This window comes from Mycobacterium syngnathidarum, assembly GCF_001942625.1.
GTDB classification, from domain to species: Bacteria; Actinomycetota; Actinomycetes; order Mycobacteriales; family Mycobacteriaceae; genus Mycobacterium; species Mycobacterium syngnathidarum.
Genome location: NZ_MLCL01000091.1, coordinates 23,216 through 39,460, shown reverse-complemented (window position 1 = coordinate 39,460; position 16,245 = coordinate 23,216). Strand labels below are relative to the sequence as shown.

The 16,245-nt window shown below is 67.2% G+C and carries 16 protein-coding genes; 11 read left to right on the top strand and 5 right to left on the bottom strand.

Annotation, left to right across the window (positions count from 1 at the left end):
• The first annotated feature begins 60 nt into the window (after positions 1-60).
• Together BKG60_RS29320 and nudC are read left to right on the top strand one after the other, a co-directional pair.
• Complete coding sequence (locus BKG60_RS29320; RefSeq protein WP_070184541.1) at positions 61-1,140, top strand: potassium channel family protein; 1,080 nt, start codon at positions 61-63, stop codon at positions 1,138-1,140.
• Positions 1,137-2,081: an NAD(+) diphosphatase gene (gene nudC, locus BKG60_RS29315; protein WP_070184542.1), complete on the top strand. Its 945-nt coding sequence runs from the start codon at positions 1,137-1,139 to the stop codon at positions 2,079-2,081. The genes BKG60_RS29320 and nudC overlap by 4 nt, the downstream gene beginning before the upstream one ends.
• 16 nt (positions 2,082-2,097) lie before the next feature.
• On the opposite strand, the gene mrx1 is transcribed toward nudC, so the two are convergent.
• Positions 2,098-2,343 (bottom strand): mycoredoxin Mrx1, encoded by a 246-nt coding sequence (gene mrx1, locus BKG60_RS29310; protein ID WP_070184543.1) that lies wholly within the window; start codon positions 2,341-2,343, stop codon positions 2,098-2,100.
• A 100-nt stretch (positions 2,344-2,443) separates the two neighbouring features.
• Here mrx1 and BKG60_RS29305 point away from each other — a divergent pair, with 100 nt between their 5' ends.
• The 5 genes from BKG60_RS29305 (at position 2,444) to BKG60_RS29285 (ending at position 7,053) form a co-directional block, all read left to right on the top strand.
• A complete protein-coding gene (locus BKG60_RS29305; protein WP_374243378.1) occupies positions 2,444-3,580 on the top strand; it encodes an acyl-CoA dehydrogenase family protein in 1,137 nt (378 codons plus the stop codon).
• A 29-nt stretch (positions 3,581-3,609) separates the two neighbouring features.
• Positions 3,610-4,596 (top strand): acyl-CoA dehydrogenase family protein, encoded by a 987-nt coding sequence (locus BKG60_RS29300; RefSeq protein ID WP_070944533.1) that lies wholly within the window; start codon positions 3,610-3,612, stop codon positions 4,594-4,596.
• A 99-nt stretch (positions 4,597-4,695) separates the two neighbouring features.
• Positions 4,696-5,223, top strand: a complete 528-nt coding sequence (locus BKG60_RS29295) for a helix-turn-helix domain-containing protein (RefSeq protein ID WP_070944504.1) — start codon at positions 4,696-4,698, stop codon at positions 5,221-5,223.
• 124 nt (positions 5,224-5,347) lie between these two features.
• Complete coding sequence (locus tag BKG60_RS29290; RefSeq protein ID WP_070944503.1) at positions 5,348-6,133, top strand: aldolase; 786 nt, start codon at positions 5,348-5,350, stop codon at positions 6,131-6,133.
• A 41-nt stretch (positions 6,134-6,174) separates the two neighbouring features.
• On the top strand, positions 6,175-7,053 hold the full coding sequence (locus BKG60_RS29285; protein WP_070944532.1) for a dihydrodipicolinate synthase family protein: 879 nt from the start codon (positions 6,175-6,177) through the stop codon (positions 7,051-7,053).
• Between the two features lie 4 nt (positions 7,054-7,057).
• Here BKG60_RS29285 and BKG60_RS29280 read toward each other — a convergent pair whose 3' ends face one another.
• A complete protein-coding gene (locus BKG60_RS29280) occupies positions 7,058-7,525 on the bottom strand; it encodes an RrF2 family transcriptional regulator (protein ID WP_070944502.1) in 468 nt (155 codons plus the stop codon).
• A gap of 72 nt (positions 7,526-7,597) precedes the next feature.
• Here BKG60_RS29280 and BKG60_RS29275 point away from each other — a divergent pair, with 72 nt between their 5' ends.
• From BKG60_RS29275 to BKG60_RS29265, 3 genes are all read left to right on the top strand, one after another.
• Positions 7,598-8,353 carry an SDR family oxidoreductase gene (locus tag BKG60_RS29275; RefSeq protein WP_075910324.1) on the top strand — a complete coding sequence of 252 codons (756 nt, stop codon included), beginning with the start codon at positions 7,598-7,600 and terminating at the stop codon, positions 8,351-8,353.
• A gap of 54 nt (positions 8,354-8,407) precedes the next feature.
• Positions 8,408-10,522 carry an ATP-dependent DNA helicase UvrD2 gene (locus tag BKG60_RS29270; protein WP_165617764.1) on the top strand — a complete coding sequence of 705 codons (2,115 nt, stop codon included), beginning with the start codon at positions 8,408-8,410 and terminating at the stop codon, positions 10,520-10,522.
• Between the two features lie 489 nt (positions 10,523-11,011).
• A complete protein-coding gene (locus BKG60_RS29265; protein WP_120765071.1) occupies positions 11,012-11,308 on the top strand; it encodes a WhiB family transcriptional regulator in 297 nt (98 codons plus the stop codon).
• A 104-nt stretch (positions 11,309-11,412) separates the two neighbouring features.
• Here BKG60_RS29265 and BKG60_RS29260 read toward each other — a convergent pair whose 3' ends face one another.
• Genes BKG60_RS29260 through BKG60_RS29250 form a run of 3 tightly spaced genes read right to left on the bottom strand, consistent with a single transcriptional unit; the run spans position 11,413 to position 15,097 of the window.
• Entirely contained in the window at positions 11,413-12,747 is a 1,335-nt protein-coding gene (locus BKG60_RS29260; protein ID WP_070944499.1) for a macrolide-binding ATPase MABP-1, read from the bottom strand.
• 42 nt (positions 12,748-12,789) lie between these two features.
• Positions 12,790-13,638, bottom strand: coding sequence for a cyclodehydratase (locus BKG60_RS29255; protein WP_070944498.1), 849 nt, complete (start codon positions 13,636-13,638; stop codon positions 12,790-12,792).
• A gap of 58 nt (positions 13,639-13,696) precedes the next feature.
• Positions 13,697-15,097 (bottom strand): zinc-dependent metalloprotease, encoded by a 1,401-nt coding sequence (locus BKG60_RS29250; protein ID WP_070944497.1) that lies wholly within the window; start codon positions 15,095-15,097, stop codon positions 13,697-13,699.
• A 91-nt stretch (positions 15,098-15,188) separates the two neighbouring features.
• On the opposite strand from BKG60_RS29250, the gene BKG60_RS29245 reads away from it, so the two are divergent.
• Positions 15,189-16,226, top strand: coding sequence for a YlbL family protein (locus BKG60_RS29245; RefSeq protein ID WP_070944530.1), 1,038 nt, complete (start codon positions 15,189-15,191; stop codon positions 16,224-16,226).
• Positions 16,227-16,245 lie beyond the last annotated feature (19 nt).

Below are 16,245 nucleotides of genomic sequence, written 5' to 3'. Positions count from 1 at the left end.
TGCGTCTGATCGGATTGATCCCGGCGCGTCCCGGGGCGCCTTGCTCGGTGATGGGGTCGCGTGGTTAAAGGCAGGCTGCGGCGCCGCCTCGCCGCGATCGACTCGAACGTGACTTCGCGCCCGGACGCCGCGCTCGTCGACGTGTTACGTATCCCCGAGCCGTTCATCAGCCCGGGGCAGCGCATCTTCCGGCGGGTCATCTACGCATTGCTGGCGCTGTTCGCGGCGGTGTTCATCGTCTATTTCGACCGGGACGGCTACAAGGACGCCCAGGGCAACGGGTTGTCTTTCCTCGACTGCCTCTATTACGCGACCGTGTCCCTGTCGACGACCGGCTATGGCGACATCACACCGTTCACGCCGGGTGCACGTCTGGTCAACGTCCTGGTGATCACGCCGTTGCGGGTGGCGTTCCTGATCGTCCTCATCGGTACCACCGTGGAAACCCTGACCACCCAATCCCGGCAGGCGCTGAAGATTCAGCGATGGAGGAACAAAGTGCGTAACCACACTGTCGTCGTCGGATACGGCACCAAGGGCCGGACGGCGGTCGCCGCGATGGTCGGTGATGAGGTTTCCCCGGCCGACATTGTCGTCGTCGACGAGAACGCGGCCGCGCTGGAACGGGCCAAGGGCGCTGGGCTGGTGACCGTGCACGGCGATGCCACCAATTCCGGTGTGCTGCGGCTGGCCGGTGCGCAACATGCCAAGTCGATCATCGTTGCCGCCGACGATGACGCCAGCGCGGTGCTGGTCACGCTGACGGCCCGGGAACTGGCGCCCAAGGCCAAGATCATCGCCGCGGTGCGGGAGTCGGACAACCTGCATCTGCTCAAGCAGTCCGGCGCGGATTCCACGGTGGTCTCGTCGGAGACCGCGGGCCGGCTGCTCGGTATCGCGACGCAGACCCCCAGCGTGGTGGAGATGATGGAGGATCTGTTGACCCCCGATGCCGGTTTCGCCATCGCCGAACGCGAGGTGACTCCCAAGGAGGAGGGCGGCTCGCCCCGCCATCTGCACGACATCGTTCTGGGCGTGGTGCGTGCGGGCCGGCTGGTGCGGGTCGATGCGCCGGAGGTGGATGCACTGGAGTTCGGAGACCGGCTGCTGTACATCCGCAGCGCGGACGCTGAGCGATGACCGAACGCCTTACCTTCGGACTGCGCAACGTCCCGCTGCTCTCGCGGGTCGGGGCCGATCGGGCCGATGCCCTGCGTACCGACATCGATGCCGCGACCGAGGGCTGGCCGGACGCGCTGCTGCTGCGCGTCGACCGACGTAACCAGGTACTGATCTCGGGCGGCCAGGTGGTGCTCGGCAAAGCCTCCAGTCTGGGGACCGACAAACCGCCCGAGCACGCGGTGTTCCTGGGGCGGTTGGTCGATGGCCGGCATGTCTGGGGCATTCGCAGCGCGTTGGAGGGGCCCGACGATCCCGACGCACCGGCCGAGGTGCTCGATCTACGTCGGGCCGGCGAGGTGTTCGACGACGTCAGTGCGCAGCTGGTGGCTACCGCGACGGCGCTGCTGAACTGGCATGACCGGGCGCGGTTCAGCGCGGTCGACGGTGCGGTGACGCGGTCGGCGAAAGGCGGCTGGTCGCGGGTCGATCCGGTCAGCGGTCACGAGGAGTTCCCGCGGATCGATCCGGCGGTGATCTGTCTGGTCCATGACGGCCACGACCGTGCGGTGCTGGCCCGGCAGACGGCGTGGCCCGAGCGGTTGTTCTCGATCCTGGCCGGATTCGTCGAGGCGGGTGAGTCGTTCGAGACCTGTGTGGTGCGAGAGATCGCCGAGGAGGTCGGCCTCACGGTCACCGATGTGCAGTATCTGGGCAGCCAGCCGTGGCCGTTTCCCCGGTCGCTGATGGTGGGCTTCCACGCCATCGGCGACCCACAGCAGCCGTTCTCGTTCAACGATGGCGAGATCGCCGAGGCCGACTGGTTCACCCGGGCCGAGATCCGTGAGGCCCTGGATCAGGGTGACTGGGGTGCGGCCGACAGTTCCGGATCGCGGCTGTTGCTTCCCGGATCGATCTCGATTGCCCGCGAGATCATCGAATCCTGGGCCGCGCTGGACTGAGGTCGCCGGTAGCGCCTCAGCCCAGCTTGGCCTTGACCTGCTTGATGGTGGGGTTGGTCAGTGTCGACCCGTCGGCGAACTTCACGGTCGGCACGACGTGGTTGCCGCCGTTGACCGAGCCGACGAACTCGGCGGCGGCCGGATCCTGCTCGATGTCGACCTCGGTCCACGCGATGCCCTCTGACTTGAGCGCGGTCTTGAGTCGCGAACAGTAGCCGCACCAGGTCGTGGTGTACATGGTCAAAGCCGGAGTAGCAGTCATAGTGCACATAACGTAGCTGAACCGCCGTCTCATGCCCGCGGTGACGCAGGTCTCGGGCGTGCGGCGGTAAGTTGCTAATCCGCAGTGGACGGAGCTGAACATGACCAGGATGGTGCCGCCGGTAACCGGCAACCCGCATGCGCTCGACGAGTTGCGGCTGCAAGTGCGGCAGTTCGTCGCCGAACAGCAGCGGGCCGGAACGATCGGCCGGTATGCCGACAGCTGGCTGACGGGTTGGGACGAGGACTTCAGCCGGGCGCTGTCCGCCCGGGGGTGGCTGGGCATGACGGTGCCGGTCGAATACGGCGGGCAGGGGCGCAGTCATCAGGAGCGATTCGTGGTCACCGAGGAACTCCTGGCGGCCGGGGCGCCAGTGGGGGCGCATTGGATCGCCGACCGCCAGATCGTTCCGTCGTTGCTCAAGTACGGGACCGAGGAGCAGCGGCGAAAGTTCTTGCCCGCCATAGCCAAAGGCGAGTGCTACTTCGGTATCGGGATGAGTGAGCCGGACTCCGGGTCGGATCTGGCCAGCGTGCGCACCAAGGCCGTGCAGGTGGACGGTGGCTGGGCGATCACCGGGGCCAAGGTATGGACCTCAGGGGCGCATCTGGCCCACGCGTTCATCTGCCTGGCCCGCAGTGCGCCGGTGGATCCGGCCCACCGCCACGACGGGCTGAGTCAGTTCATCGTGGACCTGCGCGCACCGGGCGTCGAAATCCGGCCCATCATCTCGATGAACGGCAAGCACCATTTCAACGAGGTGATCCTCGATGAGGTGTTCGTGCCCGACGCCATGGTGTTCGGCACCATCGGCAACGGCTGGCAGCAGGTCACCTCTGAGCTGAGCTTCGAACGCAGCGGGCCCGAACGTTTCCTGTCGACGTTCCCGTTGCTGGCCGACATGGCCACGCACATGCGCGACGGATCGCTGCCGCACCATACCGACCTGGGGCGGTACCTGGCCCGTATCACCGGCCTGCACCAGATGTCGATGGCGGTGGCTGGTGCGCTGGAGCGCCACGAACCGGCCGACACCGCTGCGGCCGTGGTCAAGGTGCTGGGAACCGCCACCGAGGGTGACATCGCTGATTTCGCCGATGTTCTCGGTGAGACCGGCGACGAAGGGTATGACGCGATGCTGGCCGATGCGGTGGTGCAGCGCCCGGGGTTCACCCTCCGCGGCGGTACCAACGAGGTGTTGCGCGGGGTTGTCGCCCGCGGATTGGGGATGCGCTAGTGGACGTCGCGGACGCCGAACTGGTCGAGATGATGTCGGCGGTTTTCGCCGCGCATCGCGAGCAACACGCACCCGATGAGGCCATCGCCGAATTGTGGGGCCGGCTGGGCGAACTCGGCCTGGTCCGGTTGACCGGGTCCGAGGAATCCGGCGGTAGCGGCGCCGGCTGGCCCGAGGCGGTCGAGCTGTTGCGCGCTGCCGCCTGGCACGGGGTGAAAATCCCGCTGGCCGAACATGATCTGCTGGCCTGCTGGTTGTTGGAGACGGCAGGGCTGGAGATCGACGACGCCCGACGTACCGCGGCTGTGCTCGACGCCGACGGTGTCGCCCGAGGTGTGCCATGGGCGGCTGACTCGGAACGGGTGGTGCTGCTCTGGCGCGACGGCTCCGGTGGCCGGGTGGCCGATGTGGACACCACGTCGCTGGCGGTCACCGCCGGACACAACAACGCGGGGGAGCCGCGCGACGACATCCGGGCCAGCCTTGCGGCCCTGTCCGGAAACCCGGTGCCTGCCACCGTAGTCGAACAGTTCATGCAACGCGCTGCGATGGTACGCGCCGTTCAGGTCTGCGCGGCGCTGGACCGGATCTTGGAGCTGTCGGTGGCGCACGCCCGGGAACGCATCCAGTTCGGCCGGCCGCTGGCCAAGTTTCAGGCGGTGCAGAATCTGGTGGCAGACATCGCTGCCGAATCGGCGCTGGCCCGAGCGGCCACCGACGGTGCCCTGGCTGAGGCGCTGCGATCGGGATGGTCGTCGTCGCACCTGTATTTCCTTGTCGCCGTGGCACGTTCGTGTGCCGGGCATGCCGCTTCGGTGGTGGTGCGCAACGCGCACCAGGTACACGGCGCGATCGGCACCACGCTCGAGCATCGGTTGCACGAGTTCACCATGCCCGCGTTGTCGTGGCGTTCGGAGTACGGCTCGGTTGCGCACTGGGACCAGATGCTGACCGAGTACGCCACCGCCGCCGGGACGGAAGGCTTGTGGGCGTTGGCCACTGCCACCGACAACTGACCGGCTCTCGATCGGCGATTCGGAATGTCGACGATATGACACCCGCTGTCCTATGGGACCATATGTTGAGCGGACGTTGCCGAACGAGCGGGAGGTGTGATGAGCGCCCTGTTGCGTGCCGTGCGTCAACAGCGCGGCATGACTCTTGAGGAGCTCGCCGAGGCCACCGGACTGACCAAGAGTTACCTGTCCAAGGTCGAACGGCAGCGCTCCACTCCGTCGATCGCGGTCGCGATGAAGGTGGCCCGGGCGCTCGAGGTCGATGTCGCACAATTGTTTTCCGAGGATCCGTCGGTCACCACGCTGTCTGTCGACCGAGCCGGTGAGCGGGGTGCAAACAGGTATCAGGCCGTGGCCGCTGGAATGCTGGGAAAGTCGATGTCGCCGTTCATCGTGCGACCAACGTCCAAGTTCGCCGAGCATCCGCATCCAGAACACGCCGGGCAGGAGTTGGTCTTTGTCCACGCGGGTGTCGTCGAACTGCGTTATCAGGACGAGTTGGTGACCCTGGAAGCCGGCGATTGCGCGTACTTCGACGCCTCCCTGCCGCACCAGCTCCGGCAGCGGGGAGCCACGCCCAGTGAGGTCCTGGTGATCACCCACACCGAGTACGGCCGCAGCCGCTGACGGCTGTCGTTTCACCCTTTTCCGGCCCACCCCCGAACGCTGCGGCTGATTGACGATAGGACACAAAGTGTCCTATCGTTTGTGGTGTGTCTCCTACGGGTTCCGAACGGGAAGGTGGGCTGGGATGACGACGACTCTTGGTGATTCGAAACAGGTTCTGATGCAGCGTGCACTCGACGCGCTGTCGACCCATATCGAGGAGTCCACGCTGACCCCGCGGCAGAAGCTGGCCCTCACGTGCCGCGCGCTGTTCGACGCGGGCCACGATTCGGGGCTGGCCGGTCAGATCACTGCGCGGGCCGAGAGGCCGGGCACCTACTACACCCAGCGGCTCGGTCTGGGCTTCGACGAGATCACCGATGGGAACCTGCTGCTCGTCGACGAGGACCTCCATGTTCTCGAAGGTGAGGGAATGGCAAACCCCGCCAACCGCTTCCATTCGTGGATCTACCGGGCGCGGCCCGATGTGCAGTGCATCGTGCACACCCACCCGTTCCACGTCGCCGCGCTCTCGATGCTGGAAGTTCCGTTGCAGGTGTCCCAGATGGATATCGCGCCGCTCTATGACGACTGTGCGTTCCTGGCCGACTGGCCCGGCGTCCCGGTCGGCAATGAAGAGGGCGAGATCATCAGCGCCGCACTGGGGGACAAGAAGGCGATCCTGTTGGCTCACCACGGTCACGTGATCGCCGGAGCCAGCATCGAGGAGTCGTGCTCGCTGGCGATGCTGATCGAGCGGGGCGCCAAACTGCAATTGGCCGCCATGGCAGCGGGAACGATCGCCGACCTGCCTCCGAGGCTGGCGCGGGAGGCCCACGACTGGACGTTGCGGCCCAAGCGCAGCCAGGCCAACTTCGCCTACTACGCCCGCCGCGCGCTCCGCAACCATCCCGACGCGTTGACCAGTTGACCCCTCATACCTGCCCCAACTACATGGAAAAGGATACGAACATGCCGTCCAGTACCGAGATCCACGGAATTCTGGCCTACCCCGTGACCCCCTTTGCCGACGACCAGAGGATCGAGACGGACAAGCTCGCCGCCCTCGTCGACCGGTTGGTGACCGACCGAGCCCACGGGATCGTCCCGCTCGGCAGCACCGGTGAGTCGGCCTATCTCGCCGAGGCCGAGTTCGACGCCGTCGTCGACACCACGATCGGCGTGGTCGACGGTCGGGTTCCCGTCGTCATCGGCGCGTCAGATCTCACCACTGCCAACACCATTCGCCGCGCGCGATACGCCCAGCGGGCCGGTGCGGATGCGGTGATGGTGCTGCCCATTTCGTACTGGAAACTGTCAGAACGAGAGATCGCCCAGCATTACGCAGCGATCGGCGCCGCGATCGACATTCCGATCATGGTGTACAACAACCCGGCCACCAGTGGCATCGACATGCGGCCGGAACTGCTGGTCCAGATGTTCACCGACATCGACAACGTCACCATGGTCAAGGAATCCACCGGGGACATCGCCCGCATGGAGCGCCTGTCCGAGCTCACCGACGGCGTACTGCCGTTCTACAACGGCAGTAATCCGATGATTCTCAAAGCCTTCAAGGCGGGGGCCAGGGGCTGGTGCACGGCGGCGCCGAACCTGCTTCCGCAGCCGTGCCTGGATCTCTACGCCGCGGCACAGGGCGGAGACTGGGCCAAGGCCGAGACCATCTACACCGAACTCAAGCCGTTCCTGGAGTTCATCGTGGCCGGCGGTCTGCCCACCACGATCAAGGGTGGTCTCGAGCTGCTCGGCCGAGGTGTCGGAGACCCGCGTCCGCCGCTGCTGCCTCTCGACGCGGGCGGACGCGAGGAATTGCGCCGGCTCCTGCTGTGAGCCCCTACCTACCCAACAACTTTCGCGTACGAGCCGGCGCCGCAGCCGGGATGTCGGCGAGGATGTCGGCAAGTGTGACGCCGTCGAGGCTGGCCCGCCAGGCCTGGTGGGCGTCGGCCATCTTCACCGCCAGGATGCACTCGTGGCGGCACCAACTCGCAGGAAGCGCACCGCGGCCCTGCCGCCGAATCTCGCGGCATTCGTAGGGCGGCGACGCGCCGTCGACGGCCTCGACGATCTGCAGCAGGGTGGTGTCGGCGGGTGCCCGCCCGAGCCGGAATCCGCCGCGCGGCCCGGTCGTCGCGGCCAGCACACCCGCCCGCGTCAAGGCCTGCAGTTGCTTGGCGAGGTAGGCGGCGGGCAGGCCGAAATGCTCCGCGAGATCGGCGGCCGACGCGGTGGTCCCGGGCTCGAGCTGCGCCAGCGACGTCGCGCAGTGCAGGGCCCACTCGGTGGCCACGGGAAGTTTCACGACTCCTACCTTATTACAGATATTGCGGACCTATATAGTCCGAGATATCCATCGTCGAGGACGGGAGACATCATGCGAATCGCAGTCGCCGGGGCTACGGGAAACGTCGGGGCACGCGTGGTCGCGGCCCTGCGGGGCGCGGGACACGAGGTGGTGGCGATCAGCCGCTCGTCCGGGGTGGACTTGTCCACTGGGGACGGCCTCGACGCCGCGCTGGAAGGGGTGCAGGCCGTGGTCGACGCGATCAGTGCCCCGCCCGCCGATCGTGAGCGCACGGTGGACTACCTGGGTACCGCCACCCGCAATCTGTTGGCCGCCGAGCACCGCGCCAACGTTTCGCATCACGTGTTGCTGTCCATCGTGGGGATACACGGCATCGACGGCAATCCGCACTACGCCGGAAAATGCGAGCAGGAGAAGCAGATCGGGGCCGGGCCGGTGCCGTGGACGATCGTGCCGGCCACCCAGTTCCACGACTTCGCCGAGATGGTGGTGGGCTGGACCGAGCAGTCCGGTCCCGACGGTGCCAGTGCCGAGATCGCGCCCCTGCTGGTCCAGCCCATCGACCCCGACGACATCGCCGCCGTGCTCGCCGAGGTCGTGACGGGCGACCCGCGGGGCCGCTACGCCGATGTGGCCGGCCCCCAGACCCAGGACCTGGTGGACATGGCCCGGCGAACCCTGGCAGCTCGCGGGCGGGAGGTGACCTTGGTGCCGACGTGGTCGTCGATCTTCGGTGTCGAGATGGCGGGCAATGCGCTACTGCCCGGTGACGACGCGCGCATCGCTCCCACCACCTTCGACCAGTGGCTGAGCCGACAGCGGTAGTTGCCGGGCACGCCGGGACCGGGATTGTCAGCGGTCTCTGACACCATGGACTGCATGCCGTTGGAGGCTCCCTCGTCCGCACTGGGCGATCTGGACGATGAGCAGCGGGAGGCAGTGCTGGCCGCCCGCGGCCCGGTGTGCGTGCTGGCCGGCGCGGGCACCGGCAAGACCCGCACCATCACCCGTCGCATCGCGCACCTGGTGGCCGCCGGTCATGTCGCACCCAGCCAGGTGCTCGCGGTGACGTTCACCGCGCGGGCCGCGGGGGAGATGCGCGGCCGGTTGCGGGCACTGGGCCAAGAGTCGGGCGTGAACACCTCGGCGGTGCAGGCGGTGACATTCCATGCTGCGGCACGTCGGCAGTTGCAGTACTTCTGGCCTCGGCTGGTCGGTGACACCGGTTGGGAGCTGCTGGACAGCAAGTTCGCCGTGGTGGCGCAGGCCGCGAACCGGGCCGGTATGCAGACCAGCACTGACGACGTCCGTGACCTGGCCGGCGAAATCGAGTGGGCCAAGGCATCTTTGATCACCCCGGAGAGCTACGGCACAGCGGTGGCCAAGGTCGGCCGCGACATCCCGTTCGATGCCGCCAAGGTCGCCGCGGTCTATTCGAACTACGAGAAGCTCAAGGCCCGCCGGGACGGCTCGGCCCTGTTGGACTTCGACGATCTGCTGCTGCACACCGCCGCGGCAATCGAGAACGATGCCGCTGTCGCGCAGGAATTCCGCGACCGCTACCGCTGTTTCGTCGTCGACGAGTACCAGGACGTCACGCCCCTGCAGCAGCGCGTACTCGACGCCTGGTTGGGGGAGCGCGACGACCTCACCGTGGTCGGTGACGCCAACCAGACCATCTATTCGTTCACCGGGGCCACCCCGCGCTTCCTGCTGGACTTCTCGCGGCGCTTCCCCGACGCCGCGGTGGTGCGCCTGGAGCGTGACTACCGGTCGACGCCGCAGGTGGTGTCGTTGGCCAACCGGGTGATCGCCGCCGCCCGCGGTCGGATGGCGGGCAGCAAGCTGCATCTGGTGGGGCAGCGGGATCCGGGCCCTGAGCCGACGTTCTCCGAGTATCCCGACGAGGTGGCCGAGGCCAATGCCGTGGCCCGGTCCATCAAGAAGCTGATCGAAAACGGAACGGAGCCGGCCGAAATCGCGGTGCTCTACCGGATCAACGCCCAGTCCGAGGTGTATGAGGAGGCGCTCACCGAGGCCGGCGTGGCGTTCCAGGTTCGCGGCGGTGAGGGCTTCTTCAGCCGCCAGGAGATCCGCCAGGCGCTGGTGGCCATGCAGCGCTTCGCCGAACGTGACATCCCCGAGGACGACCTGTCCGCGCTGGTGCGCGAACTGCTCGAGCCGCTCGGCCTGACCGCCGAACCGCCGGCCGGCACGAAAGCCCGCGAGCGCTGGGAGGCGTTGGCGGCGTTGGCCGAATTGGTCGACGAGGAGGTGGCGCTGCGCCCCGGTCTGGATCTGCGCGCACTGGTCGCCGAGCTGCGTCAGCGGGCCGACGCGCGGCACCCACCGGTGGTGCAGGGCGTCACGTTGGCCTCGTTGCATGCGGCCAAGGGCCTGGAGTGGGATGCGGTGTTCCTCGTCGGCCTGGCCGACAACACGCTGCCCATCTCGCATGCACTCGCACACGGGCCCGACAGCGAGCCCGTGGAAGAGGAGCGGCGCCTCCTCTATGTCGGGGTGACCCGCGCCCGGGTTCATCTCGGGCTGAGCTGGGCGCTGGCCCGCACACCCGGCGGGCGCCAGGGCCGTCGGCCGTCGCGATTCCTCAACGGCATCGCACCGCAGCTGCAGAATTCGGTGGGCACCGGGCCGGACCGCACGCGCCGTCAACGCGGTCCGGCTCCGCGCTGCCGGGTGTGCAACGCCGCGTTGACGACACCGCCGGCGATCATGTTGCGCCGCTGCGAAACCTGTCCGTCGGATCTGGATGAAGAGCTGCTTTCCGAGCTCAAGGAGTGGCGGCTGCGCGTCTCCAAAGAGATGAAGGTGCCGGCATATGTGGTGTTCACCGACAACACCCTGATCGCCATCGCCGAGTCGCTGCCGTCCGACGAGGCCGCGCTGGTGGCCCTGCCCGGAATCGGTGCGCGCAAGCTCGAGCAGTACGGCCCGGACGTGCTCGAGTTGGTCAAAGGCCGCCAAAATTCGTAAAGATCACGCCAAAACCGCAGGTAGAAAATATGTTGTGCGATTTGGCTGCTAGGCTTTAGCCTCGTAACACAGCTCTGGTGACGAGACGGAAGGAGGGTGCCCGCAATGGATAACAACATCGAATTCAGCGGTGTAGCGGTTGCTGGCATGCCGTTGTCCGTACTCGCCGTCGGCGTTTCCCCGGTTGCCCCGGAGGGCCGCCGGCATGCCGCATCCGCTGCCCCCGCCGCCGCTGGATGGCCCGTCGCTGCCGCCGCCGCTATTGCGCCGCAGCACAAGCGCCGCCCCGCCGCCACGACAGGCGCGTCCGTGGATCGGAGATTCTTCTAGGAAGAGCTCCCATCACCCGCCAAATGGCCACGGACCCGCAGTCAACCGGATCCGTGGCCAAATTTTTTGGGAGTTGTTCCACCCCGAGAAACCTGGTCGCAGATCCCTCGAAAAGACAGATCGCCGACAACTACGACCAGGAAGCAGGGGGACATACACATGTCCATTGCGATGACCGCTCCGCAGATGAGCGTCGCGCCGGTGACATGCGAACAGCGGCTACCGGCGGTGCCGTGCCACATCGGGAATCCCGATCTGTGGTTCGCCGAGAGCCCAGTCGATCTGGAGCAGGCCAAGGCCCTGTGTGCGGATTGCCCGATCCGCAACGAGTGCCTGGCCGCTGCGCTGGAACGGCAAGAGCCATGGGGCGTTTGGGGCGGTGAGATCCTCGACCGCGGAACCATCGTGGCCCGCAAGCGGCCGCGGGGACGCCCGCGGAAGAACGCCGCGGCCTGACACACCCGCGCACCCGCGCACCCGCGCACCCGCCATTGTCACGCTGGAGTGACGCCCGAAGCCGGGCGTCACTCCAGCGTGACATTCGAGAGACAACTGCGGTACTAGGCGGCTTCCTCGGTGAAGCCCGGAACGAATTGCGTGGCAATGGCTTTCACTGGCACGTGGGCGTCGAGCTGGCAGCAGATTGCCGTTATCGAGGCGATGACCCGCGCCGGGATCGCCAGATTCGCCGGCAGATCGAGCTGCCGGGCCATCTTGATCTGTGCGACCGAATTGTCCATCTGCCCGGCAGCCATCTTCTGCAGCCACCGGCGGTTGTAGTGGAAGACGTCGACCTCGATGGGTTCGACATACTGTCGCAGCATGTCGTTGACCTCTTCGATGGAGACCTGCTCGCCCTTCTGGATGAACCCCGCTGTTTCCATCACCGGAAGTAGCTCGTCATAGTTCTTGTCGCGGGCCAGCCGGATCATCTCGCCGAGCGCGTAGGGCAGCCCGCCGGGCAGCGGTGCCACCGCTCCGAAGTCGATGACACCCATCCGGCCGTCGGGCAGCAGCATGAAGTTCCCCGGATGCGCGTCGCCGTGCATCATCTCCAGCCGATCGGGCGAGCCGAAGGTCAGCTCGGTCAGCCGGGTGCCCATCAGGTCGCGTTGCTCGGCCGTTCCGTCGCGGATGATCTCCGACATCGGGATGCCCTCCATCCATTCGGCGATCACCACCTTGGGGGCGCTGGCCACGATGTGGGGGATCGCGAAATGGGGATCGTCGGCGTAGGCCTTGGCGAAGGCCCGCTGATTGTCTGCCTCCAGCCGGTAGTCGAGCTCCATCTCGGTGCGTTCGATCAGCTCGTCGACCACGCCCTGGATGTCCGCGCCCGGGGCCAGTTGCTTGAACACTCCGACCAGTCGCTGGATGGACTTGAGGTCGGCGCGTAGCGCCTCGTCGGCCCCCGGGTACTGAATCTTGACGGCCACCTCGCGGCCGTCCGACCACACCGCCTTGTGCACCTGGCCGATGCTGGCCGAGGCCACCGGGGTGTCATCGAAGGAGGTGAACCGCTCCCGCCACTTGGTGCCCAGCTGGGTGTCGAGCATCCGGTGCACCTTGGCAGCGGGCAGAGGCGGGGCCTCGCGCTGCAATTTGGTCAGGGCCTCGCGGTACGGCTTGCCGTACTGCTCGGGGATGGCTGCTTCCATCACCGACAGGGCTTGGCCCACCTTCATTGCGCCGCCCTTGAGCTCACCCAATACGGTGAACAGCTGCTGTGCGGCTTTGTCCATCAACTCGGCAGTGACTTCGTCCTTGGACTTGCCGGTCAGACGCTTGCCGAAGCCTAGTGCGGCCCGACCCGCCATGCCGCCGGCCAAGCCGGCGAGCTTCGCATTCCGTGCCACGCTTCCACGTTTGATGTCAGACACCAGACCATCATCCATGACTCGCCTGAATGGCCCACAACCAACTGGCAACAAACGTTTTCAACACGGACAGTCGGGGTGTCGGGACCAGTGCCTCGCGATGATCGTGTATCCGTCGGCGCCGAGTTCCAGCGTGGTGTTCAGGGTGGGCGGTACATCGGGTGCAGGCTGGTCTTCGCCGGGGCGCCCGACTGCCCGGATCACCAGGTCCACCTGGTGCAACGCCAAGGCGGCGGTGGCCAGGACGGTCGCCCGGCCGGCGCTGCCCACGGCGCCCCGCAGCTGGGTGGCCAGGACCGGCCAGGCCGCGTCGCGATCGGTGCGGTGCAGATCGGTGCAGTGCAGGCAGCACGTCAGCCCCGGAATCACCAGCGGACCTACCAGCCCGGCTCCGTCGCGGACGCACACCGACAAATGGGCGATGCCGTCGCGATGCAGGTCCTGCAGGAGCCGCGGGTCGTTGACCTGATCGTCGGCCAGCACCACCAGGTCGGTGGCGGCCGCCACCGTGGTGGTGTGCGGATTCGTGCTACGCCTGACCTTCGCGCCCGAGCAGCGCAGGCCATTGGCCAGCAGCTCTGACAGGGGGCCGCGGCCGTGGATACGGATGGACGCCGAGCGGGACGGTCGGGCTCGCCGCGTGCGCAGCGCTGTGAGCATGCCGGCCGCGGTGAGCGCGTCGATCAACTCGTCGATCGCCTCGGTGTCATCGAATGGGTCTGCGGCCGTGACCAATTCGTCGCGGGTGGCGCCGGTCTGCAGGCAGCGCAGCAGGTCGGCCAGTTGGTTCTGGGTCATCCCACCAGGAGGCCGGACCAGCACCGCGCGCCGCGGATCCCAGCCGAGCTGGACCGCCTCGTCCGGACGCAGCAGGATCTGTCGGCCTGCGGCGAGAACATAGCGCGTCATGCAATGACTCTGCCATGGCGGCGGCGATCGCCGTTTCAGTTATCCACAGGCCTTGGGGTTAGTCGTCACCTTCGTTGTCGCGGCGCTCGTCCTGTTCTTTCTCCAGGTCGGCGATCGCCTGCTCGAAGGCACTGTCGATGCCGGTGGTGTCGCCGCCGATCATCCGGTCGATGAAGCCGGCCGGCTCGTCGAGATCGGACGCGCTCGGCAGCAGGTCGGGGTGCTGCCACACGCCGTCGCGGGCGTCGGTGCCGACGGCCTCGGTCAGCCGTTCCCACAGCACCGCGGCCTCGCGCATCTTGCGGGGGCGCAATTCGAGGCCCACCAGCGTGGCGAAGGTCTGCTCGGCCGGCCCGCCGGTGGCACGACGCCGCCGCAACGTCTCGGCCAGTGCCGAGGTGCCGGGGATCCGGTCACCCAGGGCAGCGGTGACGACGGTCTGTACCCAGCCCTCGATCAGCGCGAGCAGGGTTTCCAGCCGCTCCAGGGCGGCTTCCTGCTCGGGGGTCGCTTTCGGTTCGAAGATGCCTTGGTTGAGCAGCTGCTCCATCTCCGACGGGTCGCCGAGGGAGGCCGGGTTGAACCCTCGGGCGAAATCCTCGATGCCCGACATGTCGACCTTCATGCCCTTGGCGAAGGCCTCGACGGCGCCGAGCAGCTGGCTCGGCAGCCACGGCACGTGGCTGAACAGCCGGTGATGGGCGGCCTCGCGGGCGGCCAGGAAGGTCAAGATCTCGCTGCGGGGCCGTTCGAGCCCCTCGGCGAGGGTTTCGACGGCCTCAGGCATGAGTGCGGCGACGCCTTTGGGCCCCAGCGGCAGGCCGACATCGGTAGAGGTCAGCACCTCGCGGGACAGCTTGCCCAGCGCTTGGCCCAGCTGTGAGCCGAACGCCATGCCGCCCATCTGCGACATCATCGCCAGCAGCGGGCCGGCCATGCTCTTGGCCTCTTCGGGCAACGCCGAGGCCCACACCGACGAGATCTGTTCTGCCACCGGGTCGCACAGCCGCTTCCAGGTGTCGAGGGTGTTGTCCAGCCAGTCGCTGGGCGTCCAGGCCACCGTCCGGGTGGTGCCGGCAGGCAGCGGGGTGACCCCGTCGAGCCACGTCTCGGCCAACCGAACCGCGTCGGCGACGGCACCGGTGGTCTTCTCCGGTACCGGCGCGACGAACCCGATCGAGTTGGATGCCAACTGTCGGGCCAGGTCGTAGTTCACGGGGCCCGATTGTTTGCCACCGGCCATCGCGCTGCCGGCGCCACTGAACATCTCGCCGAGTTTGGTGAAGATCTGCCCCAGGTCGCCCATGTCGAAGTTGGCTCCGCCCATGCCGAGACCGAACGGATCCGATCCCGGACCTGGTCCGGAGTTGCCGGAACCGGACCCCGAATCGGGGTCCTTCTTGTCTTTGTCTCGGTCGGGGTCGTTCCCGGCGGAGAAGCCGAAAGGCAGGTCAGCCATACCCACAACGGTACTCATGACGGGGTGCTCGGGTGCGGCTGCGGGTCACGCTGTGGGTGAACACGGAGGTGCAGGCTTTACTGTGGGCGGCGTGAACAGGCGGATTTTGACACTGCTGGTTGCGCTGGTGCCGATCGTGGCGTTCGGTGTGCTGCTGTCGGTGGTGACGGTGCCCTTCGTCTCGTTGGGGCCCGGTCCGACCTTCAACACGCTCGGCGAGGTCGAAGGCAAGCAGGTCGTCGACATCAAAGGCACCGCAGGGTCCGGCGATTTGGTCCACCCCACCTCGGGGCACCTGAACATGACCACGGTGTCCCAGCGTGACGGCCTGACCCTCGGCCAGGCGATGGCGCTGTGGATGTCGGGTCGTGAGCAGCTGGTGCCGCGCGACCTGGTGTACCCGCCGGACAAGTCCAAGAGCGAGATCGACGAGGCCAACAACTCCGACTTCAAGAAGTCCGAGGACAGCGCCGAGTACGCGGCCCTGGCGTTCTTGAAGTACCCGGTGGCGGTCACCGTGCAGAGCGTCACCGACCCCGGCCCGTCGGCGGGCAAGCTGCGCGACGGTGACGCGATCGACGGCGTGAACGGCACACCGGTGGCCAACCTCGACGAGTTCCAGGCCCTCTTGAAGAAGACCAAGCCGGGCGATCAATTGGTGATCGACTTCCGGCGCAAGAACGCTCCGCCCGGAGTCACCACCATCACGCTCGGCGACAACCCGGACCGGGATTACGGGTTCCTCGGCGTCGGCGTGCTCGACGCCCCGTGGGCGCCGTTCAGCATCGACTTCCACCTGGCCAACATCGGCGGCCCGTCGGCGGGCCTGATGTTCAGCCTGGCCGTCGTCGACAAGCTGACCACCGGCGACCTCAACGACGGCAAGTTCGTCGCCGGCACCGGAACCATCACCGGCGAGGGAAAGGTGGGGTCGATCGGCGGCATCACCCACAAGATGCTGGCCGCCAAGGAAGCCGGCGCATCGGTGTTCCTGGTGCCCGCCGACAACTGCACCGAGGCGCGGTCGGCACCCCAGGACGGCATGGATTTGGTCAAGGTCGAGACGCTGACCCAGGCGGTCGACGCGCTGCACACGATTTCTGCCGGTGGCGAACCGCCTCGCTGCTAGCCCGCACCCGGCCGGTGGA